Below are 21280 nucleotides of genomic sequence, written 5' to 3' on the forward strand. Positions count from 1 at the left end.
GCCATCGGGACCGATTGTCGTATCGGCCGTGCCGCGGCGGGGTCCCCTGCGCCGCCGCGGGGTCAGGGATCGGGCTTGCCGGGCAGGTCGAGTTCCCGGGCGAGTCCATCGAGCCGCGCCACCGCCTCGCCGTTGGCGGCGAGCGCCATCCGGGCGCGGTCCAGGGTCTTGATCGCCTGGTCGCGGTCGCCCAGCGCGCTGTAGGAGCGCACGAGGCGCAGCCACTCGTCCGGGGTGCCGCCCCGGGCGGCCAGGCGGCGGTCGAGGCCCTCGACCATGCCGCGGATGGCCGCGTCGCGCTCCGCCTGCGGCATGGCGCGCACGGCCGCCATCGCGGCCTCGGTCTCGGCCTGGGCCGCCGGCCCGGGCGGGGCGGGAGCGGCCGGCCGGGCGGGAGCCCCCTCCGAATCGAGGCCGATGGCGCGGGCGCCCTGCTCGACCTGGGCCAGACCCTGCGGATCGCCGGCCAGGGCCGCGCGGGCGCGGGTCAGGGCGGCGGCCGCCTGATCGGGCTCGCCGAGCACCGCCCGGGACCGGACGAGCCGGAGCCACTCGTCCGGCGTGCCGCCGCCGCTCTTGAGCCGGGCATCGAGCCCGTCGACCATGCCGCGGATCGCGGCCTGCTGCTCCGCCGGGATCTTCGGGGCGGCCTGCGGCGCCGCGGCCGGCGGCGGCGGCTCGCCCTTGAGGCGGGCGAGCGTCTGGCGCACGATCCCGAGCCAGGGGGCGTCAGGCGGGCTCGACGCTTCGAGGGTGGTGAGCTGGCCGATCGCCGCGCCGGTATCACCGGCCTGCTCGGCCGCCCGGGCGAGATAGAAGCGGGGTTTGGGGGCGTTCGGGTCCTTGGCCTGCGCCTTCTCGAACAGCGCTTTCGCCTCGGGCGAGACGGTGCCGTCGGACGCCGCCGTCAGCGCCTCGCCCTGGTCGGCGAGGAGGTCGGCGGTCTCGCCCTTCAACCGGGCGATGTTGGCGTAGGCGCGGGCGGCGTCGTCGAAGCGGCCGGTGCGCATGTAGACCGGGGCGAGCACCGCCCAGCCGCGGACATCGTTCGGATCCCGGGCGAGCCGCGCCTCGATCTGTCCCACCGCCTTCATCAGCTCGTCGGTGCCGCCGCGGGCGGCCGCGCGGTCGGCGGGGGTCTGGGCGGGCAGTTCCGGGGAGCCGTAGAGGCCGTAGGCGATCAGCGCCACGAGGGGGATGGTGGAGACCGCGAAGGCGGAGGCCGCCCGGCGCCGGCGCAGGCGCGGCTCGGCCGGACGCGCCGCCTCGGCGGCCCCGGCATCCTCGGCCTCGAGTTGCGCCTCGCGGCTCGCCCGGAGCAGGCGGCGCGCCGCCTCGGCCTTGGCCGACTCGGCCTCCTCGGGGGCGATCAGGCCGCGCTCCAGATCGCGGGCGATCTCGGCGATCTGATCCTCGTAGAAGGCGGTCTCGGTTGCGATGGCGGTCCCGCCCGCCTCGCCGGCCGGCACGGCGGCGCGCCGCGACATCGGCCAGAGCAGGCCGAGGACGGCCGCCGCGGTCATGGCCGCCAGGATGAACCAGATCGCCGTCATCGAACCTTCGCCAGCGGGCCCGACCGGCCCGCGCCTCCCCACGCCATGTGGAGCCGGCGGCGGGACGCCACGACACCCCCCGGCGGCGGCACGGTGTCACGCAACTCCCGCGCGATGACAAGGGGGCAGAGACGAGGGGTCAGGTCTCCGATCGCCCCGGCCCGCGTCAGAGGGTTGCCGCCCCCACCGGTGCGTCGCCCGGCACCTCCAGCACCGCCCGCAGGCCGCCGAGCGCCGCCTGCTCCAGGGTGAAGCGCCCGCGATAGAGGGTCGCGAGATCCGCCACGATGGACAGGCCGAGGCCGGAGCCGGGCTTGGATTCGTCGAGCCGCCGCCCCCGGCCGAGCACCGCCTGGCGCGCCTCCGGGGGCAGGCCGGGCCCGTCATCCTCGATGGCGACGAGAAGGTGGGGATAATCGTCCTTGGCCACCGCCTCGGCGCGGATCGCCACCCGGCCGTGGGCCCATTTCGAGGCGTTGTCGACGAGGTTGCCGACCATCTCCTCGAAATCCTGGCGTTCCCCCCGGAAGCGCAGGCCCGGCGGCACGTGGACGTCGTAGGCGATGTCTTTGTCCCGGTAGATCTTTCCGAACGTCCGCACGAGCCCGGCCAGGGCCGGCTCGACCTCCGTGGAGGTGCCCAGCGTGCCGGCGAGCGCGGCGGCGCGGGCGCGGTCGAGGTGATAGTTCACCTGGTCGCGCATCACCGCGGCCTGCTCGCGGATCTTCTGGGACAGTTCCTCCGGGGCGTCCGAGGCGCCGACCTCGTTGACGATGATCGAGAGCGGCGTCTTCAGGGCGTGGGCGAGGTTGCCGACCTGGGTGCGGGCGCGCTCCAGGATCTCTCGGTTGGTCTCGATCAGGAGATTCACCTCGCCGGTGAGCGGGGCGATGTCGCGCGGGTAGGTGCCGGTGATGCGGTCGGCCTCGCCCCGGCGGACCGCGCCGAGAGCCGCGCGCATCTTCTTGAGCGGCGCGAGGCCGAACCGGATCTGCAGCAGGGTGGTGAGCGCCAGCGACAGGCCGAGCAGGCCGAAGGTGATGGTCAGCGAATTGCGGAACCGGTCGACGTCGTTGACGATCTCGTCGGCGGGCCCGGCGACCCGCACCGTGTAGCGGCCCTCCTCGCCGAGATCGACGTCGCGCTCCATGATGCGCAGGAGGCGCCCGTCCTGGCCCTTGCCGTAGCCCTGGCGGATCTGCCCGATCCCGACCTTGCCGTCCGAATCCGTGGCCGCGGGCAGCGGCACCCCGACGAGGGAGCGGGAGGTGCGCACGTCCCGGGGCTTCGCGTCGGGCTTGCCGACCTGCCAGTACCAGCCCGACAGGGGCAGGTCGAAGCGCGGATCGCCGAGCGAGAAGGTCCGGCTCTCGGGGTCGTTGGGCGAGACGAGATCGGTGGCGAGGTTGTTGGCGAAAACCAGGAGCCGGCTGTCGAAGGACCGCTCGGTGTTCTCCCGGTAGAGGGTCGTGAGGATCCAGGCCGCGATCAGCAGGATCGCCGAGCTCGACAGGAACGCCGACACGGCCAGCCGCACCGCGATGGAGCGGCGGCGCAGGGAGAAGAGGGCGATGAGGTCGATCATCGATCGGCCGGCGATAGGGGTAGCGTCTTCTTCCCCGTCACGCGCTGATAGAGGAATGCGCCGACGACGGAGGCGATGGTCCCGCCGCCAATCGTCCCCGCGACCCAGGGCTGATTGAGCCAGAGCGCGAAGGCAGATACCGACAGGGCTGCCACCGCGAAGACAAGTGCGCTGATCTGACCGCGTCCATCGCGCCGGATTGCAGCCTCCAAGGCCTGTCGCTCGTAGGCCCGCCGATGTTCGGCTTCCGTCTCCCATTGACGGAAGATGCGCTCAGGCGCGTCGGGGACCAATCGCGCGAAGCTCTCCAACACAGCCGGTGGCGGCAGCGGCCCCCGCCAGTAGCTGCCACGCCCGACCTCCGCCGAGGACTCGCTTCGGCTCGCGGATGCACCCTGGTCGGTCGGAACAGGTTGGCGCGCCGGCGCTCTAGTCCTGCCTGACCGGCCCACGTGCCGCCTCACGCTCGATGATGCCCCGCAGTTCATCACCGATTCGGGAAAAGTCGCCGCACAGGGCCTCGGTCTCGTCACGATGCGGATACCGGATGGGCTCGGAGGCGACGGGCCAGAGCGAGGCCAGGGCACTCAGACCGCTCCAGGCGCTGAACGAGCGTGTCCGCGGCATCGGACCGGGTTTTTCGGCGGGAGTCATGACGCGGGCGGATCCGTGGCGCTGGCCTGAGCCATGTAGAACGTTTGGTGTCAGGGCCACAACACCGCCGCCGGCTCAAACCGGCGCCAGCGCATCATAGTACACCGCCCCCCGCATCAGCGGCCGCGCGGTGCGGAAGAACGAACCGCGCGCCGCCCGCCATCCGTCCCCGTCCCGTGCCACGGCGGCGTCGGCGGTGAGGATGCCCGACGGCATGCCGACCCGCAGGGCCGCGCCGGTGGGGCGCGCGGCCTCGTGGACGAGGCTGCCGTCGATCCGGGCGGCGACGGCGAGGCACAGGGTGGCGGTGAGCGGCAGGGCCTGGTGCGGCACGCCGTTGGAGATCACCCGGGCGGTCAGATCGACATCCCCGGCGCGGACGCGCTCACCGGACAGGCTGCCGGCCTCCCGCGGCGGCGCGACGAGGCCCACGAACGGCACGTGGACGATCCGCGCGGCGGCCTCGAGATCGGGGGCGATGCCCATCGCCACCGAGGCGGCCCGGCGGATCCGCGCCAGCCGGTCGAGGAGGCCCGGCACCGCCTCCAGGGCGGCGGGCAGCTCGGTCCCGGACAATCCGAGATCGGCGGCGCGGACGAACACGCAGGCATTGGCCGCGTCCACCAGCGAGGCCTCGACCGGGCCGAGGCCGGGCACGGCGAGGGTTTGCCGGACCACGCCGGTGGGGAGCAGCCGGCCGGTGGTGGCGCCGCCCGGATCGACGAAGTCGAGGCGGATCGGCGCCCCGGTGCCGGTGACGCCGGGGATCGCGAGGTCGCCCCGGTAGACGGTCCGCCCGTCCCGGACCGCGAAGCCGGCCTCGATCAGCTTGCGGGTGTTGGTGTTGTAGATCCGCAGGGACACCGGGCCGTCCGCGACCTGCACGAGCCCCTCGTCCACCGCGAACGGCCCCACCGCCGCGAGCATGTTGCCGCAATTGCCCGACAGGTCGATCCGCCCCTCGCGGACCACCACCTGCACGAAGGTGTAATCGAGATCGGCCTCCGGCCGCGCCGAGCGCTCGACCACGCAGATCTTCGACACCGACGACACGCCCCCGCCCATGCCGTTGAGCTGGCGCCCGAACGGGTCGGGGCTGTCCATGGCGGACAGGAAGGCCGGCTCCCAGGCGGCGAGGTCCCCCGGCACGTCCCGGCGGTGCAGCATCAGCGCCTTGCTGGTGCCGCCGCGCATGAACACGGCCGGCAGCGTGCCGGGCACCGGCCTCACGGTCACACCCGCGCCGGCGGCTGGTTGGGATCGACCAGGTAGCCGAGGCCGCGCACGGTCTGGATCAGGTCGACCGCGAGCTTCTTGCGCAGGCGCCCGACGAACACCTCGATGGTGTTGGAATCCCGGTCGAAATCCTGGTCGTAGAGATGCTCGGTGAGTTCCGCCCGGGAGACGACCCGGCCGGTATGGTGCATCAGGTAGGAGAGCAGACGGTATTCGTGGCTGGTCAGCTTCACCTGGGCGCCGTCGACGAAGACCTTGCCGGAGCGGGTGTCGAGGGTGACCGGCCCGCAGGTGATCTGACTGGAGGCGTGGCCGGCGGCCCGGCGCAGGAGCGCGCGGACCCGGGCCATCAGCTCCTCCATGTGGAACGGCTTGGTCACGTAGTCGTCGGCGCCGGCATCGAAGCCGTCGACCTTGTCGGACCAGCGGTCCCGGGCGGTGAGGATGATCACCGGCGTCTTCACCCCGGCCCGGCGCCACTTCTGCAGCACCGTGACCCCGTCGGCCTTGGGCAGGCCCATGTCGAGGATGATCGCGTCGTAGGGTTCGCTCTCGCCGAGATAGCCGCCCTCCTCGCCGTCATAGGCCTTGTCGGCGACGTAGCCGGCCTCCTCCAGGGCGGAGACCACCTGCCGGTTGATGTCCTTGTCATCTTCCACGACGAGCAGACGCACGGCTCACTCCCCTCCGAGACGGTTTCGGCGCCCGCTCAATATTGTCCCGCCACGCTGCCGGTGCGCGCATCGACGATGACGTGCACGAAATGCCCGTCCCGGCGCAAGGCGGTCAGCATGTACACGAGGGTGTCGTCGTGCCGGCACAGGCTCGCCCGCTGGATCTCGGCCCGGGGGATCACCGAGCGGGCCGCCCGGATCGCCGCCACGGGCGGGATCACCCGCCGCTCGCCGACCTCCTCGCGCATGTCGGCGGGGGACAGGCAGGTCTCGATCCGCATCGGCGCCGGGCCCGAGACGGCGCCGGTCTGCGGGGCCGGGCCGTCATCCGCCATGGAGCCGAGGCCGCCCGCGGCGAGGGCCGCGGCGGTCAGGCTGATGGCGACGAGGGCGATGGCGTAGCGCATTGGCAGGAGATGTGGGCCGAGGGCACTGAATGCCCCCTGAATACGTAGCCGTTGGCCTCCGGCGGCGGGCGCATCGGGCGGGCGGAGTGCGGACGTGCGGATCGCGGACGGCATGGTGCCGTCATTACGGCCGAGGCGCCCCCCGGTTCCCGGGCGCCGCCCCCCGCGCGGAGGAGGACGCGGCCCGCCTCAGCGGACCGGATCGGCGCCCCCGTCCCGGCACCCGGCGCCGGGTCGGTCCGTGCGGCCGGGCGCGGCCGGGGCGGCCGCCTGGGCGGTCTGGACCGGCGCCCCGGAGGACCAGCCGCGCAGCCCGAGTTCTGCGCCCCCGTGGAGCGCGAGGGCCAGGGCCGCCGCGCCGGCGAGGACCAGCCAGAGGCGATCGAGGATCCGGTCGAAGGTCAGTCCCATCTCACCCTCCCGCGACGAGGTTCCAGACGGCTCGCAGGGCGGGGATCCGCTCCGCGAGCCACGCGATCTGATCCGAGAACCAGTGCGCCACCGCCGCCGCCGCGAGGAAGGCCAGCACGGTGGCGTGCTTGAGCCGGCGGAGGTAGCGGCGCAGCGCCCGCCGCTCGACATGGGCGTCGACCAGCTCGTCGAGGGCGGCGAGCCGCGCCTCGGTCTGGCGGGCGAACCACGCGTGCCAGAACGGCGGGAAGCGGATCGCCCGCGCCCGGCCCCCGAGGGCGATGCCGGGCCCGGCCTCGTCCTCGGAGGGTTCGGCGACAGGGCCGGCGCGCCTGCGGGGCGGGATGCGGACATGCGTCATGGTCGCGATCTCCCCCGAAGGATGCGCCGGCCCGGCCTCAGCCCTGCCGCGCGGCCGGCGCGCGATCCTCCTCCCGCAGCTGCCGCAGCGCGGGGGCGAGGACGTTGGCCGCGCTCGCCTGGGGATCGAGGGGCAGGGCCCGGAAGATCCGGGCGGCGACGCCCTCGGCCCCGCCGGCCGTCCGGACCACGCGGGCGGGGGCATGGGCCAGGACGTGGCGGGCGCCGGCCGCCACCACCGCGGAGCCGAGATCGACGCTGACGGTCCGGCCCCGGGCGGCGCCGGCCACGGCGTTCTGGCCGAACTCGGCGCCGGCCCGGATCGCGGCCTCGACCCGGTCGCGGGTGATCACGGAGGCCGCCCAGGGGGCGACCCGGGCTATGCCGGCGGTCACGGCGGCGGCGGCGAGCGGCACGAGCACCGCCGAGACCGGCTGGAGCAGGGCGGTCAGCCAGTCGCCCCAGGGCAATGTCACGCCGGCCGCGGCGGCGTGGGCCGGGGATACGAGGGCGGCCGGGAAGGCCGCGCAGGCGAGGGCGAGCCCCCGCGCGGAAGCGGTGCGTCATGATCGGTCTCCATCGGTGATCGCGCGGCGGACCCGGCCGGCTCGGGAACCTGTGGGGGCTCAGCGCCGCCCGTGCGGGCCGGTCGTGCCGGCGGGACGGTCGCGCAGGGCCGCGAGCGCCCGGCGGGCCCAGCCAAGGCGGCTGGACAGGGCGACGATGCCCGGCCGCTCGTAGCGACGGCACACCGTCTCGGTGGCGGCTTCGAGGGTCGCGGCGGCCCGCAGGGCGGCGAGCGCCGGGGCCTCGGCGGTGCGCAATTCCGCACAGAGATAGCGGTAATTCGCCTCCCGGGTGGCGGGGTCAAGGCCGTGCGCCCGGCACCATGCCTCCATGGCGTCACGCCGCGCGCCGGTCCATTGGGCGAGGCCCCAGCCGCCGCGGGAATCCGGGACGGTGGGGGCGATCTCCTGGATCTGGCGGAAGCCCCCGCTCTCATGGCCGAGATTGCCCAGGAGCCCCGCGGCCTGGATGTCGGTGAGCCCGAGGTCGCGCATCAGGCGGGGTCCGAGGCGACGGCATTCGGCCGCGAAGCCAGTCTCCCGGCTCTTCTCCGCTGCGGCATTCGGCATGGGCGGTTCTCCGTTCGGTGGCGGGTTTGACGCCGGTTCGGGCCTCGTCCCGGTCTCGGTTCCCGCGCCCGTTGCGACGCGGTTCTCGCCCGTGCGATGACGGAGCGGACCGGCGCGGAGGGGGGACGGCGTGGGACGCGGACGGGACCGGCCGCTGGTGTTCATCGGAGACTCGATCACCGCGGGCTGGGGCCTGGCGTGCCCCGAGACCTTCGCGCACCGCGGGTTCCTGGCCCGGGGCGTCCCGGGCGAGACGAGCGGCCAGATCCGCGCGCGGTTCCTCCGGGACACCGCGGGGGCGCGCGGGATCCATCTGCTGTGCGGGATCAACGACATCGCGGCGATCGGCGGCCCGGTCTCCGACCGGGCGATCGCCGGGAACATCCTGGCCATGGGGCGGATGGCGTTCGAGGCCGGGCTGCCCCTCGCGAGCGGCTCCGTGATGCCGAGCGATTTCTGGGGGTGGCGCCCCGAATTGCGGCCGGCGGCGCGCATCCGCGCCCTGAACGCGTGGCTGCACGCCTGCTGCACCGCGGGTGCCGCCCGCTTCATCGACTATCACGCCCCCCTCGCCACCGAATCCGGGGCGCTGCGACGCGCATTCACCGAGGACGGGATCCACCTGAACGCCGCCGGCTACGCGGCGATCGAGCCCGTGATGCTGGCGGCCCTCGACCCCGGCTGAAGGCTCAGAAACCCAGCGCCAGCCAGAAGATCGAGACGTTCTTCGCCCCCGAGACCGAGCCGGACGCGGCGCGGCGCAGGCGGATCGTGAACTCCGTCACCGTGAGGTCGGTCACCTGCGCGGCGTAGAGGGCGCCGTCCTCGTTGGCGGCCGCCTGCGTCCAGATGCCGACGCAGCCGCTCGGAAAGGCGCGGTTGAACGACACCGCGGCCTGCGGATCGGACGGGGTGACGAGCCCCCATTGCAGGATCAGCCCGCCCGCGAACCGCACGGAGCCGTTGGCCGCGAGCGTCTGCGCGCCGACCGCCAGCGGCGTCCCGTCGGCGCGCTGGTAATGGCGCACGCGCCAACGGCCCGCCGCGTCCGAGGTGGCGATGCAGGTGTCGTCGGCCCCCGTCACGATGTCGGCCCGGGTCGGCAGCGCCAGCGTCGCGGCATCGTGGACCAGCGTCGCGGAGGCCGCGAAGCGCACGAACCGCTCACGGTCGGGCACGGCGCCGAAGCTTGCGATCCGGGCCGCGCCGGTGACGAGGACCCGCCGGGTGCCGGTGCCGCCGAGATCCGTGGTGGCCGCGGCGGCGAGCGCGGTCTCGCTCGAGGCGAAGTCGATCCCGCCGGTCTTCGCCGCGGCGGTGAGGGCGGTGGCGAAGGCGGCCCCATCGGCCGAGACCTTCAGGGCGAAGTCGTCGCTCCCGAGCGTTCCCAGGAGCGCCCGGGCCGCGTAGCCGGTCTCGAAGACCAGCGCGGCGTCGCGGGCCGCGTCCTTCCTGTTCACGGCGATCCGCATGTCGCCGGAGCCGGGCGTGACGTCGTCCCAGGTGAGCAGCGCGGCATCCGACTTGACGGCGAGGCGGTTGGTGCTGTCCGCCCCGGTGTTGATCCCGAGGCGGCTCACGCTCTGGATCGCCGTCAGCGTGCGGCGGAAGCTCGTCCAGGCCGCGCCGTCGAACACGTAGAGGTCGGCCTCGTCCACCAGGTAGGCGAACCAGCCGGCCCGGGGGACCGCGCCGGTCCAGACGCCGTCGGCGTAGCGCACCACCTGTCCGCCGAGCCCCGCCCAGGCGCCCCCCGGATCGGCCGCGACCACGAGGTAGCGGTCGCCCTCGGCGGGGCGCGCAGGCGGCGCCGTGAGGTCCTTGTCGAGGCAGGCGAGCTGCACGAGCGCGTCGAGGAGGCCCAGAGCCTCGTTGTGGGTGACGTGCTTCTGGGCCTGGCTCGCGGCGATCAGCGGCAGGCCGAGATGGGGCGTGGCGTCGGACATGGGGGCTCCCGAGGGTCAGGCCGAGCGGACGGGGATGCGGGCGCGGCAGGCGGGTCCGGGGCCGGCGACGGCGCCGATCTGCGCAACGGCCACGTCGAGGACGGCCTGCGGGCCACCGAAATCGGCGGCCTCGTCGGCGTAGAGGAGGGTCTGGGCCTCGGCCCGGAGCGTGCGCAGGGGGGTGCCGGCGATCGAGAACACCGTGACCGCGTAGCGTTCGGGCTCGTCGAGCGGGATCTCGGCCGGCTCCCAGGCATCGCCGTCGCGGCGCACCCGCCGGATCCAGGACAGGCGCACGCCCTGCGCCTCCCGGCGGGCCCGCAGGTGGACCGGCCGCAGCGGCGCGAGCGCGCCGAGCCCGGCCGTGGCGGCGAGCTCCGTGAAGGCCGGATCCCCCGGATCGCGATCCGCCGGCCCGATCCGGTAGCGGAAGCCGCGGCCGACCGCGTCGAGCCGGTCGACCAGCGGCACCACGGCGCCGTCGTCGAGGCGCACGATCAGGCTGCCCGCCGGAGCCGCCCGGCCGGCGGCCGCCTCGCTGCCCGCGAGCCCGCGCAGGAGGCCGGAGAGCCGGTAGGTGTCGGCCCCGATCAGCACGGCGTTCGCGGCGCCGAGCAGTTCCACGGCCCCGTCCGGGCCGATCAGGGCGAACAGGTTGCCCCCGGCCAGCATCGCGGCCTCGCCGATCGACGCGAGCGTCCCGCCCCGGCGCAGGCCGACGTCGAGGCTCCGGTGCCGGTCGATCCGCCAGAGCGGCCCGGCGGGCAGCGCCGTGAGGGTCCGCCCCAGGCAGGCGGGGTAATCGGCGAAACCCTGGAGCGCGAGCGGTCCCGACCCCTCGGCCCGCCAGATGGCGGCCGTGCCGGGCCAGGGCTCGGCCGCCACCGCGAGGTATTGCAGGATCGTGGGGCTGCCGCGGTCCACCGGCAGGTCGAGGGCGAGCGCCAGCGGCGGCCCCGGGAAGGCCGGCGGCGCCACCGCGGTCAAAGCCGGGCTGCGGGACAGGCCGCGCCCCGGCCCGGCCCGGGGCGGCACCCCGCTCGCCTCGATCCGGCGGCCCGTGGGGGCGTCGTCGATCCGGTCGATCCGGCGCAGGACCGTGCCGCCCGGCACGGCCGCGGGTACCGCCAGGAGGTCGCCCGGCTCCAGCTCCACCCGGCGCGGGCTCAGGGTGAAGACCGCGCTGTCGCGGGCCGCGATGATCCGGTCGAGCAGCGCCTCGGCGAGCCCGTCGCCGGTCTCGCGGCGGGTGACGATCGCCGTCTCGATCCGGGTCTCGCGCCGCCGCTCCCCGACGGGCCGCACGGCCGCGGCCGCGGCGCGGCGGTACTCGGCGCTCTCGGATTCGGTGATGCCGAGCTCCACCGTGCGCGGCAGGGCGCTCTCCTCAGCCCGGACCTGGCGCAGCACGGGCTGCTCCGCGGCGAGCCGGACGAGATCGGCCTCCGCCAGCACCACCGGCCGGTCGCGGCGCGGCCCGCGCAGGCGCAGGGTGCCGGCCACCGCCGAGACGTCGAGGCCGTAGACCTGCGCCAGGGTCTCCAGGGCGCCGCGCGCCGAGAGCGGCCGGTCGACGACGTAGCCGTCGAGATAGGCCGCCGCCTCCACGGAGACCGCCGCGTCGAAGCCGAAATCGGCCAGGATCGCCAGGACCAGCAGGTCGAGGTCGCAGCCCTCGATCCGCCCGGTGATCCAGTGGCCGATGCGCCAATTGCCGGTATCGGCCCAGACCCCCCGCACGGTCGGAAAGGCCGGGAAGGGCCGGGCGTCCCAGGCCCAGACGAAGATCCCGGCCGGGTCGACCATCCGGCCGCCATAGACCGGCGAGACCGGGTTGTCGGCCTCCCGGAAGCCCGGCACCGCCGGATCGAACCGGGCGATCACCGCCTCCAGCCCGCGGAGCTGGATCAGCTCGTCCCGCAGGCCCCGGGATTCGGGCGGGACTGCGTTCTCGACGGATTTCGGGTCGGGGAAGACGTTGGGGCCGTTCGTGCCCTTGTCCACCGCCGGCACCCCGACCTCGGTGAGCCAGATCGGCTTGGCGCCCGGCACCCAGGCGGTGGTGCGGGTCTCGACGCCGCCGTCCCGCTCCACATGCGGGTTCGACCACCACGCCACGAGGTCCTTGGCCCGGTAGACCCAGGGCTTGCCGGCGGCGCCGTCGGTGATCGGGCGGCGATCCTGGGCGGCGCGGCCCTCCGCGTCGGCGTAGTACCAGTCGAAGCCCTCGCCCGACGCGCCGCGCGCCTTGAGGTAGGCGCGGTCGGCGATGTCGCCCGCCAGCGCGAGGTCGGCATGCTCCGGCGCGTCCCGCCAATCCGAGACCGGTGCGTACCAGTCGATCCCGACCGCCGCGATGACGGGATCGGCGAACAGATCGTCGAGGGGGAAGCGGATCGTGGCGCCGCCGTCGCGGATATGGGCGCCGTACTCGGTCCAGTCCGCGCCGTAGACCAGGGCGACACCGGCGCCGAGGCGTTCGCGCACGGCGGCGGCCAGCGCCCGCAAGGCCTGCACGGCCGGGTAGCCGGAGGCGCCCCGCACCCGGGTCAGGCCGACATACTCGCTGCCGATCACGAAGCCGGCGATCCGAACCCCGGAGGCCGCCCACCGGGAAGCCAGATCGGCGTAGTGCAGCACCTCGGCGTTGTATCCGCCCGCGAAGAAGGCCGCGACCTGCGCGTCGGCGGCGGCGGTCCCGTCCGGACTGCCCGGGAGATCCGGGGCCGGATCGCAGGTGATGCGGCCGCGCCAGGGATAGGGCCGCTGGGTCGCGCCGGGCACGCGCGGGTCGGGGAGCGCGTTGCCGGCCGGCACGTCCATCATGACGAAGGGGTAGAGCAGCACCTCCAGGCCGCGGCGGACCAGCTCGGCGACCAGCCGGGTCAGCCCGGCATCGCTCGGGGTGCCGCCATAGGCCGGGTTGCCGTCCGGCAGGAGCGAGACCGCCTCGGCGCTCGCGCGGGGGATCCCGGCGACGCGCCAATCCTCCGGCACGGCGCGCTTCTGCGTCGCCTCGACCTTCGGCACCACCCGGCAGGCCCCGGCCCGCAGGTCGGTGCCGAACCACGTCGCCACCACGGCGACCCGCCGCAGGTTCGGGCACAGGGCCTGGAGAGCGTCGAGGGAGGCGAGGACGTCGGTGGCGCGCTGGAGCTGGTGCCGGTTGGCGGCCTCGGTCCGGCCGAAGCCGAGATCGACGGTGACGCGGGCGGGATCGAGGCCGAACTCGCTGGCGCCGGGGATCAGCTCGACGGCGCGGATCCGGCGCCACAGGCCATTGACCGGGCGGATCACCTCGAAGGCGAATTGCGGGACGCGGTTGCCGAAATCGGCAAGCGGCAGGCCCTCGAACACCACGTAGGCGAGGCCGCGATAGGCCGGGGCGTCGGCCGCCCCCTCCTTGGCGACGATCAGCGGATCGGGGGCCTGGTCGGGGCCGCCGGTATGGACCCGCAGGGTGAGGCCGGCCTGGTCGATCTCCTTGCCGTCCGCCCAGATCCGGCGGACATAGGCGATCTCGCCCTCGCACAGCCCGACCGCGAGGTTGGCGAAATAGGCGTAGCGTGTGGTGACCGTCCTCTGGCCGCCCAGGCCCTTGGCGGGCGCGGCGGCGCCCGCCACCGTGGTGTTGGCCACCTCCAGCGGGCGCGTCTCCCAGATCAGGGTGCCGCCGATCCGGGCGCGACCGTAGACCCGGGGAATCGGATCGCCCTCCGTGGAGGTGAGCCCGGCCACGTCGGCGAGCCGCGGCCCCTCGACGAAGCGCGTATGCCGCCCGGAGCCGAACAGGGCGCCGCCCAGGGCCGAGCCCGCGACCGCGCCGAGCGTCCGCCCGACCACCGCCCCGATCGGCCCCCCGAGTGCGGTGCCCACGGCCGCGCCGGCGGAGGACAGGATCAGGGTCGCCATGGCGGGACTCCAGTGCCAACGATTTCTGTGCCTCTCGGGCCCGATCCCACAGGGATCCGGTCATCTGATCGACAGACTTAAAAATTATCCCGTTCGATCGTCAGCAAGAATGGCGCAGCGCGAAAAGATTTAATCCAGTCAATAAGCTTACATTATTCAGGATATGGCGAATGATCCCGCGCATTCACTTGAAAACAATCCATAAAATCTTGACGATCGTGCTCACGATCGGACTCATCGTGTTCGCATGCGTATGGCATGCGACCGACCGCCTGACCGCGATCGGCGCGCGCTACGGGCAATTCGTCGCCCACGATGCGCAGGCGGCGCAGGTCGCGCGGAGCGTCATTCGCCTGATCTACCAGATCAATTATACTGTCTACCGCACCATCGCGGAGACCGATGAGCACCAGATCCGGCTGGCGAGCGCGGAATTGAACACGACGGTGGCCGAACTCCGGCAGGACTTCGTCATGCTGGACGCCGAAATGCCGGACCTGCGTTCCGCGATCGACGCGGTGCGGGCGCGGGCAGACCGCTTCGTCGCGGACGCCGCGGACGTGCAGGCCCTCGCCGATTCGTTCGAGGCCGCGATCGGCGGCATCGTCGGCATGGTCTCGTCCGCGGCCACCGAACTTCAGGCGACCGCCTCGGCCATGAGCACCGCCGCCAGCGGAACCGCCGCGCAATCCGTCACGGTGGCGAGCGCCGCCGCGCAGACGGCGCAGACCGTGAGCGCGGCGGCCGCCGCAGCCGAGGAACTCGGGACCTCGGTCTCCGAGATCGGCCGGCAGGCCGGCGATTCCGCGCGCCGCGCCCAGGCCGCCGTGGCCGAGGCCGAGCGGACCGTCGAGCACGTCTCCGCCCTGAACTCCGCCGTGACCGAGATCGGCGACGTCGCCAACCTGATCGCGCAGATCGCCGGGCAGACGAATCTGCTCGCTCTGAACGCCACGATCGAGGCCGCCCGGGCCGGGGAATCCGGTCGCGGTTTCGCCGTGGTGGCCAACGAGGTGAAGGAACTCGCCGCCCAGACCGCGCGGGCGACAGAGGCGATCGGCCAGCGCATCGCCCAGGTGCAGAGCTCGACCGGCCTCGCGGCGCAGGCGATGCAGACGATCGGGGCGCGCATCCGCGAGATCAGCGACGTCGCGAGCGCGATGGCGGCGGCGATCACGCAGCAGGGCGTCGCCAGCCGGGAGATCATGCACAACACGTCCCAGGCGGCCCCCGCGACCGGCGATGTCACGCGGACCATCGCGGATGTCGCCGAGGCGGCCGGGGCGACCGGCGCCGCGGCCAGTCAGGTGCTCGGCGCGGCGGACGCGCTGTCCCGCCAATCCGAGGCGCTGCGCGGCGAGGTCGCCGGTTTCCTGGCCACCGTGCGGGCGGCGTGAGGGTGGTTCCGGGCCGCCTCTCCCCCGACGCCGTCTTGCCACGATGTATCCGACCGGATACGATCCCTGCGTGACGATTCTGCTGTCCGACACGTTCCGGACGTGGCTCGCGGGCTTGCGCGATCATCGCGCCAAGGCTCGCATCGCAGCCCGGATCCGCGCCGCAGGGCTGGGTCATCTCGGCGACGTCAAACCTGTCGGCGCGGGCGTTTTCGAGATGCGGATCCCGTATGGCCCTGGATACCGGATCTATTACGTTCGCCGCGGCGAGGTGACGTATCTGCTGCTGTGCGGCGGCGAAAAGTCCAGTCAGAGCCGGGACATTCAGCGAGCCAAAGCCATGGCTGACAAGCTTGATGGGATTGCCTGATGCGTTTCACCCCCTTCGACGCCTCGGAGTTTCTGGACAGCGAGGAGGCCATCGCCGAGTACCTCGCCACAGCCCTCGATGATCCCGATCCCGAACTGTTCATCGCCGCCCTCGGCGACGTCGCCAAAGCCCGCGGCATGTCACAGATCGCCCGTGAGGCGGGCCTGGGCCGGGAGAGCCTCTACAAGGCCCTGACGCCGGGCTCGAAGCTTCGTTACGAGACCGTCCGCAAGGTCATGGACGTCCTGGGCGTCAAGCTGACTGTCGCGACCGGATCGTCGTAAGCCTGGCCTGACCCGCCCGCCGGAAACCGGAAGACCCCCGTCCGGTGCCGCCGCCACCATCCGGTGAGCGCCACCTCGGCGACGACCGCGCCGTCATGGGCGTGGATCATGGCGCCGTCCCCGGTGGCGATGGCGCAGTGGTGGGCCGGCAGGTGGCGGCGGAAGGCGAAGAGCAGCACGTCGCCGGCCCGCGGCACGACCTCGGCGAGGGGGCCGGGTACCGGCACGAGGTGGCGCGCCGCCGCCGCGGCGAGCGGGTCTGTGCCGGGGGGGGCCGATTCCGCCCAGGTGCCCGCATAGGGCGGCACCGCCTCCGGCTCGGCGCCGTAGAGCCCGCGCCAGACCCCGCGCAGCAGCCCGAGGCAGTCGCAGCCGACCCCGCGCAGGGAGGCCTGATGCCGGTAGGGCGTTCCCAGCCACAGGCGGGCCTCGCCGAGCGCCGCCGCACCGATGTCGTGGCCGCTCTCCCTCGGCATCGCGCTCATCGGAACAGGCTCCCGCCGTCGAGGACGTGGTCCGAGGCCGGCACCGGGCGCATCACCGCGTCGTTGCCGGGCATGTGCGGAAACCCCTGGAAGTTCGCCGTGTTGGCGAAGCGGTCCCGGCAGGTGGCGAGGCGCTTGTCGCAGCCCGCCGTGAGGGTGAAGCCGTCGCCCGCCGCGACCGGCCGGGGCGGCGCGGTCCAGAGTTCGATCAGGCTGCCGAGCTGGAGGCGCACATCCGCCGCGAGGCCGGCATTGGCCCCCCCGGTCCAGGCGAGGCGGCCGCCGGTGAACAGCTCGTCCGGGACAGTCCCCGCCAGCGCCGCCGCGAGCGTCGCCGGTTCCGGGACATCGACGACCGTGCCGGTGGTCCGCCAGGGGGCGAGGTCGACCCGGCAGCGCCCATCCCCGAGATCGGCGCCGCAGGTGGCGCGATAGGTCCGGCCGCGCTCCGCGTCGAGCCGGTGCGCGAGGCCGCGCAGCTCCGCCACGAAGGCGTCGCCCTCCCGGCGCACCTCGCCGATCGTGGCGAGGTCCAGGAGCAGGCGCGTCTCGGGGTCGGCCCAGTCGACCAGCCAGGTCTCCACGGTGGCGCCGTCGTAGAGGCCCCCGGCGATGTCGGCCTCGGTGAGCCCGAGGCTGCTCAGCGCCCCGGCGACGTCGCCGCCGGAGACCGCGAAGCCCAGCTCGGCGCTGGCCTCGGCGGCCTCCAGCCCGGTCCGGGCGGCGTGGACGAGGCCCGCCAGGGTCAGGTCGCGGTCGTGGTCGGTGAAGCCGAGGGCGACCCCGTCCCGCCGCCGCAGGGACCAGCAGCGGCACAGGGTGGTCACGCCCCCCGCGAGATGGGCCGCGAAGGCCGCCGGGATGTCGCGCATGGCTGACCTCTCATACCGACGGCCGGAGACAACGACTCTCGACGGCGATCGGCCGTCGGCCAGCGCGAACGCGCGTCGCCGCGCGTGCGGCGGCTCGCCTGTGAGGCGTCAGCCTCATAGGCCACTGGTATCAGGGGACGATCTCGACGAGGGGCACCTTCGGGATCTCGCCCGCTGTGAAGGCCGCGAGGTCGATGGTCAGGTCGTCGGTGTCGAAGCGGACCGGCACGTCGAAGGCGAAGCCCGCGGTCACGGCTTCGCCCGCGGCCGGGACATGGCCGGACGTGAAGGCGACGAGCCCGGTGGTCGGGTCGCAGGCGAAGGCCTCGGACCCGACCTCCCGGCCCGACACCGCCACCCGGACGCTGCCGGCCACCGGCTTGGCGATCCGGCGGCGATAGGGCGCGAAGCCGGTCCCGTAGGTCTTCACCAGCGGGAAGGTCGCGGTGGCGCCGTCGCCGGTGCCCAGCGGCTGGTCGAGGGGGCCGATCGCCCGGCCGGGCGGCCCGGAGCGTCCGTCGACCCGGTCGCGGAAGCGGAAGCCGTAGAGCCGGCCGCGCCGCTCCTCGAAGAAGGCCAGCACCGCGTGGAGCGCGTCGAGGCCGCGCAGCCCGAACCCGGCCTCGTAGCGGCGGCGGGAATCGGCCCAGCGGCCGTTCCGGTGCTCCCGGCCCGAGGCCAGGGTGACGATCTCGGTCAGCCGCTGCGGGCCGCCGCCGGCGCGCAGCGACACATCGAGGGGGAACAGCACCTCGTGGAAATCGTCGGCCATGGCGGTCCCGGGGGTTGGAGGCAGGGGGTGGCCCGGGCGCTCACGTCGCCCGCTGGCCCCGCGCCACCGCCCGGGCGAGGCTCGCGGTCACCTGGGCCTCGGAGCGGCGGAAGGCCGCCGGGTCGGGGGTCGCGATATTGACCGTCACGGAGACCGGCCGGGCCGGGGCGGCGCCGGCCGCGACGCCGAGGCGGCCGTCGGGGCCGCGGTTCAGCGGCAGGATCGCCTCCGGGCCGGCCTCGCCCATCAGCCCGGCGCCGCCGGCCATCGGGAAGTAGGTCGGCGCCGCCACGACCCCGCCGGCCGCGAAGGGCTGCACCCGCCCGCCCCGGAACACGCCGCCCCGGGCGAAACCGGGCTCGGACCCGGCCCCGAGCACGGCGTTGAGCAGGCCGGTGACCCCGGACTGGAGCGATCCGGCCGCCGCCCGGGTCGCCGCACCGGCGAGCCGGGTCCCGATCAGGCCGAGCACCCCGTCGAGGCTGCGCCCCGAGGCGGCGCCGCGGGTCAGCGCCGCGTCCAGGCTCCGACCGAAGTTCTGCGCCAGCCGGTCGAGGGTTTGGAGCCGCTCGACCCGCGCGGAATCCTGGGTATCGGTGTCGGTATCGAGCATCGGTCAGCCCCGTCTCAGGTCCGGTCGGGATAGGCGGCGAGCAGGTCCTCGAAGGCCTCCCGACTGAGCGGTTCCGGCCGGGCACGCCGGCCGAGGGCGGCGGCGAATTCCCGCGGGGTCGCCGACCAGAAGTCGCCGGGGCGCCAGCCCAGCGCGCCGAGGCCGAGGGCCAGGGCATCGTCCCAGGGAAAGGCTCTCGGGATGCAGGTCTGGACCGGTGCATCCGGCTCCGGGCCCGGGCCGCTCTCCGCCGACGGGGATGCCGCCTTCTCCGACTGAAGCGCGGGTCCCCGCTCCCGTGCGGGAGAGGGACAGGGTGAGGGATCCGGTTTTGCCGAAGGAGGCGCGACCCGAACGCGCGGCAATCGCGCGCTCTGTCCTGATGCTCCTCCTCCCTCACCCCGACCCTCTCCCGCTCGGGAGAGGGAGCCCGTCGCGCCCGCCAGAGGCGTCGGTGCGCCACTGTCATGACTCGTGTCGTCAGGGGATCGGGAGCGGCCCTGAGGAGCTGCCGGCGCCTCCCCGAAGGCCGCGGCGAGCGCCGCCCCGAGGGCCGTCGTGACGGCCTCGATCCCGCCCGCCAGGGGCAACCCTGCCACCGCCCCGTCGTCGAGATCGTGGCCGCCGCCCCGCAGGGCGACGCCCAGCAGGGCGATCAGGTCACGCGCCGAGAGCCGGCCGGCGCTGAAGCGCGCCGCGAGGCCGGTGAGATCGCCGGCCCCGAGCAGATCCTCCAGTTCGGCGAGGGCCCCGAGGGTCAGGCACAGGGTGTAGCGCTGGCCGCCGAGGTCGAGCGGCACCGCGCCGCGGATCCGGTTTGCCATGGCGTCAGGCCGCCGAGAAGGCGAGCGCGCCCGCCGAATCGAGGCTCATGTCGAAGGTCACCTCGCCGGCATGGTCGCCCCGGTATTCGAGGCTCGCGATCTGGAACGGCCCCTCCAGGATCCCGAAGGCCGGCACCACGATCTGGAAGGTCTCGATCGCCCCCTCGAAGAAGATCAGCCGCAGGCGCGCGTCCGAGGCCTGGTCGCGGAATACCCCGGAACCGGCGATCGCGGCCCGGCGGACTCCGGCGCCGGCCAGCAGCTCCCGCCAGCGCCCGGCGGAATCGGCGTTGGTGACGTCCACGGTCTCGGCGTTGAGGGTGATCTGGCGGCTGCGCAGGCCCGCCACCGCCACGAAGCCGCCCGCGCCGTCCCCGGCCCGGATCAGCAGGTCCTTGCCCTTCTGCGCGCCCATCGGCCCTCTCCTCACTGGATCTCGGTGACGGCCTCGACCGTCAGGCTCGCCCGGCCCTCGCCGGTCCGGGCGTCGCGGTGAACCCGGATGGCGCGCACCCGCAGCGTGACGAGGCGACAGCCGGCGAGCGGCATCGCCGCATCGGCCAGGAGCGCCGCCATGCGCTCGGCGGCGTCGAGGGCGGTGCGCACCGAGCCGGGTCGCGCGATCACCGCGACGTCGTGGCTGTGGCGGTGGCGCTCGGCCCCGTCGACGGAATCGTCCTGGATCTCGGCATCGCCGAACAGGGCGTAGACCGGGAGCGCCCCCCGGGGCGGCTCGTCGTAGAGCCGGACCCGGCCACCCAGCAGGGCCGCGAGGGCGGCGTCGGGGGTGAAGCGCGCGATCAGGCCGGCGCGGAACGCCAGCAGCGGGCTCGGATCGGTCACGACCGGCTCTCCCCGGGCAGTTCCTCGACATGGCAGACGCGGTCGCGGCCGCGCCCGTCGGGGTCGGTGACCGCGCGGATCGCGAAGCGGCGGGGGCCGGCGGCGAGCCGCATGGTCGGGTCGAGTTCGGCCCGGCCGCGCAGGGTGACCCGATAGGCGGGCAGCGTGTCGGTCCGGCCGCCCGCGGGGCGCTCGACCACCCCCGCGGGCGCCAGGGCGCCCCACAGGACCGGGCCGGCCACGTAGCGGCGCAGCACCCCGCCGAACCCGTCCGGCTCCTCCAGGGGCCGTTCCAGCACGAAGCGCCGCCGCCGGGCGCCCAGCGGCGGCGTGTGGGGTGGGGTCGCCATCGGGTGTCCTCCGGGAGAGGCCGTCACAGCCGCATCCGGCGGAAGGGCGCGGCGAGGTCGGCGGCATCGGTGCGGGCGGCGTCGGGCTCGTCGCCGCGGTGCTCGTAGCGGGCGGCGGCGAGCCGCAGGATCGCGAGGCGCAGGGGCTCCGGCAGGGGCGGCCCGTCGCCGCCGAACCCGGCCGCGACCTCGATCAGGATCGTGCGCCCGGCCGGGTCCGGCACGGCCGGATCGACCCGCAGGGACGGCGCCTCGACCGGGTCGGGGCCGAGGCGCACCAGCCCGGCATCGAGTTCGGTGACGCCGCCCCGCCCATCCGCCAGCCCGGCGCGGACCAGGGCCACGAGCGGGCTCAGCGGCAGCGGCAGCACCCCGTCCGGCGGCCAGGCGGCCAGCGCGATCCGGTAGCGGCCCGGGACCAGGATCCGGCGGGTCTCGATCTCCAGGCTGGCCCGGACGGCCGTGATCAGGGCCTGGAGCAGCGCATCCTCGGCGCCGCCATCGTCGGAATCGAAGCGCAGATAGGCGCGCAGCTCGGCCACGCCCACCAGCTCGACGGCGGCGGCATCGATGCGTAACGGGATCATCGCGCGTTC

At 74.4% G+C, this 21280-nt stretch carries 25 protein-coding genes and 1 pseudogene; 4 read left to right on the forward strand and 22 right to left on the reverse strand.

Going from position 1 to position 21280, the window contains the following annotated elements; all coding sequences use genetic code 11:
• Window positions 1-62 precede the first annotated feature (62 nt).
• The 10 genes from ccmI to AC3IF1_RS00940 form a co-directional block, all read right to left on the reverse strand.
• Window positions 63-1553, reverse strand: a complete 1491-nt coding sequence (gene ccmI / locus AC3IF1_RS00895) for a c-type cytochrome biogenesis protein CcmI (protein ID WP_489215127.1) — start codon at window positions 1551-1553, stop codon at window positions 63-65.
• A 166-nt stretch (window positions 1554-1719) separates the two neighbouring features.
• Window positions 1720-3138 carry an ATP-binding protein gene (locus AC3IF1_RS00900; protein WP_243968998.1) on the reverse strand — a complete coding sequence of 473 codons (1419 nt, stop codon included), beginning with the start codon at window positions 3136-3138 and terminating at the stop codon, window positions 1720-1722.
• Window positions 3135-3626: a DUF2335 domain-containing protein gene (locus AC3IF1_RS00905; protein WP_489215130.1), complete on the reverse strand. Its 492-nt coding sequence runs from the start codon at window positions 3624-3626 to the stop codon at window positions 3135-3137. The genes AC3IF1_RS00900 and AC3IF1_RS00905 overlap by 4 nt, the downstream gene beginning before the upstream one ends.
• A gap of 241 nt (window positions 3627-3867) precedes the next feature.
• The gene (locus AC3IF1_RS00910; protein WP_489215132.1) at window positions 3868-5022 is read right to left on the reverse strand and encodes a 2-methylaconitate cis-trans isomerase PrpF family protein; all 1155 of its coding nucleotides are present in this window, start codon (window positions 5020-5022) and stop codon (window positions 3868-3870) included.
• A 2-nt stretch (window positions 5023-5024) separates the two neighbouring features.
• A complete protein-coding gene (locus AC3IF1_RS00915; protein ID WP_489215134.1) occupies window positions 5025-5702 on the reverse strand; it encodes a response regulator transcription factor in 678 nt (225 codons plus the stop codon).
• A gap of 35 nt (window positions 5703-5737) precedes the next feature.
• Entirely contained in the window at window positions 5738-6109 is a 372-nt protein-coding gene (locus AC3IF1_RS00920) for a PepSY domain-containing protein (protein WP_489215136.1), read from the reverse strand.
• 189 nt (window positions 6110-6298) lie between these two features.
• Entirely contained in the window at window positions 6299-6520 is a 222-nt protein-coding gene (locus AC3IF1_RS00925; protein WP_243968990.1) for a hypothetical protein, read from the reverse strand.
• A gap of 1 nt (window position 6521) precedes the next feature.
• A complete protein-coding gene (locus AC3IF1_RS00930) occupies window positions 6522-6881 on the reverse strand; it encodes a hypothetical protein (RefSeq protein WP_489215139.1) in 360 nt (119 codons plus the stop codon).
• A gap of 37 nt (window positions 6882-6918) precedes the next feature.
• Window positions 6919-7356 carry a hypothetical protein gene (locus AC3IF1_RS00935; RefSeq protein WP_489215141.1) on the reverse strand — a complete coding sequence of 146 codons (438 nt, stop codon included), beginning with the start codon at window positions 7354-7356 and terminating at the stop codon, window positions 6919-6921.
• A 150-nt stretch (window positions 7357-7506) separates the two neighbouring features.
• Window positions 7507-8016: a phage tail tip lysozyme gene (locus AC3IF1_RS00940; protein ID WP_489215143.1), complete on the reverse strand. Its 510-nt coding sequence runs from the start codon at window positions 8014-8016 to the stop codon at window positions 7507-7509.
• 130 nt (window positions 8017-8146) lie between these two features.
• Between AC3IF1_RS00940 and AC3IF1_RS00945 the strand changes: the two genes are divergently transcribed.
• Entirely contained in the window at window positions 8147-8701 is a 555-nt protein-coding gene (locus tag AC3IF1_RS00945) for a GDSL-type esterase/lipase family protein (RefSeq protein WP_489215145.1), read from the forward strand.
• A gap of 4 nt (window positions 8702-8705) precedes the next feature.
• On the opposite strand, the gene AC3IF1_RS00950 is transcribed toward AC3IF1_RS00945, so the two are convergent.
• Window positions 8706-9962, reverse strand: coding sequence for a DUF2793 domain-containing protein (locus AC3IF1_RS00950; protein ID WP_489215147.1), 1257 nt, complete (start codon window positions 9960-9962; stop codon window positions 8706-8708).
• 15 nt (window positions 9963-9977) lie between these two features.
• Entirely contained in the window at window positions 9978-13874 is a 3897-nt protein-coding gene (locus AC3IF1_RS00955; protein ID WP_489215149.1) for a baseplate multidomain protein megatron, read from the reverse strand.
• A 239-nt stretch (window positions 13875-14113) separates the two neighbouring features.
• Here AC3IF1_RS00955 and AC3IF1_RS00960 point away from each other — a divergent pair, with 239 nt between their 5' ends.
• The 3 genes from AC3IF1_RS00960 (at window position 14114) to AC3IF1_RS00970 (ending at window position 15925) form a co-directional block, all read left to right on the forward strand.
• On the forward strand, window positions 14114-15271 hold the full coding sequence (locus tag AC3IF1_RS00960) for a methyl-accepting chemotaxis protein (protein WP_489215151.1): 1158 nt from the start codon (window positions 14114-14116) through the stop codon (window positions 15269-15271).
• Between the two features lie 70 nt (window positions 15272-15341).
• Window positions 15342-15641 (forward strand): type II toxin-antitoxin system RelE/ParE family toxin, encoded by a 300-nt coding sequence (locus tag AC3IF1_RS00965; RefSeq protein WP_489215153.1) that lies wholly within the window; start codon window positions 15342-15344, stop codon window positions 15639-15641.
• Entirely contained in the window at window positions 15641-15925 is a 285-nt protein-coding gene (locus tag AC3IF1_RS00970) for an addiction module antidote protein (RefSeq protein WP_243968974.1), read from the forward strand. The genes AC3IF1_RS00965 and AC3IF1_RS00970 overlap by 1 nt, the downstream gene beginning before the upstream one ends.
• Here AC3IF1_RS00970 and AC3IF1_RS00975 read toward each other — a convergent pair.
• From AC3IF1_RS00975 to AC3IF1_RS01020, 10 genes and pseudogenes are all read right to left on the reverse strand, one after another.
• The gene (locus tag AC3IF1_RS00975; protein WP_489215155.1) at window positions 15856-16410 is read right to left on the reverse strand and encodes an NlpC/P60 family protein; all 555 of its coding nucleotides are present in this window, start codon (window positions 16408-16410) and stop codon (window positions 15856-15858) included. The two genes, AC3IF1_RS00970 and AC3IF1_RS00975, sit on opposite strands and share 70 nt — an antisense overlap.
• Window positions 16407-17282, reverse strand: coding sequence for a DUF2163 domain-containing protein (locus tag AC3IF1_RS00980; protein WP_489215157.1), 876 nt, complete (start codon window positions 17280-17282; stop codon window positions 16407-16409). The genes AC3IF1_RS00975 and AC3IF1_RS00980 overlap by 4 nt, the downstream gene beginning before the upstream one ends.
• 130 nt (window positions 17283-17412) lie before the next feature.
• Entirely contained in the window at window positions 17413-18054 is a 642-nt protein-coding gene (locus AC3IF1_RS00985; RefSeq protein WP_489215159.1) for a phage distal tail protein, Rcc01695 family, read from the reverse strand.
• Between the two features lie 40 nt (window positions 18055-18094).
• On the reverse strand, window positions 18095-18667 hold the full coding sequence (locus AC3IF1_RS00990) for a phage tail tape measure protein (protein ID WP_489215161.1): 573 nt from the start codon (window positions 18665-18667) through the stop codon (window positions 18095-18097).
• Window positions 18668-18681: 14 nt separating this feature from the next.
• Complete coding sequence (locus tag AC3IF1_RS00995; RefSeq protein WP_489220297.1) at window positions 18682-19032, reverse strand: phage tail assembly chaperone; 351 nt, start codon at window positions 19030-19032, stop codon at window positions 18682-18684.
• A 141-nt stretch (window positions 19033-19173) separates the two neighbouring features.
• Window positions 19174-19491 (reverse strand): annotated as a pseudogene (locus AC3IF1_RS01000) (gene transfer agent family protein); the annotation flags it as partial.
• 4 nt (window positions 19492-19495) lie between these two features.
• Window positions 19496-19906, reverse strand: a complete 411-nt coding sequence (locus AC3IF1_RS01005) for a phage major tail protein, TP901-1 family (protein ID WP_489215163.1) — start codon at window positions 19904-19906, stop codon at window positions 19496-19498.
• An 11-nt stretch (window positions 19907-19917) separates the two neighbouring features.
• On the reverse strand, window positions 19918-20334 hold the full coding sequence (locus tag AC3IF1_RS01010) for a DUF3168 domain-containing protein (RefSeq protein WP_489215165.1): 417 nt from the start codon (window positions 20332-20334) through the stop codon (window positions 19918-19920).
• Window positions 20331-20684, reverse strand: a complete 354-nt coding sequence (locus tag AC3IF1_RS01015; protein WP_489215167.1) for a head-tail adaptor protein — start codon at window positions 20682-20684, stop codon at window positions 20331-20333. The genes AC3IF1_RS01010 and AC3IF1_RS01015 overlap by 4 nt, the downstream gene beginning before the upstream one ends.
• 23 nt (window positions 20685-20707) lie before the next feature.
• Window positions 20708-21271 carry a head-tail connector protein gene (locus AC3IF1_RS01020; RefSeq protein WP_489215169.1) on the reverse strand — a complete coding sequence of 188 codons (564 nt, stop codon included), beginning with the start codon at window positions 21269-21271 and terminating at the stop codon, window positions 20708-20710.
• Between the last annotated feature and the right edge of the window lie 9 nt (window positions 21272-21280).

It is taken from the genome of Methylobacterium sp. E-012 (genome assembly GCF_057836545.1).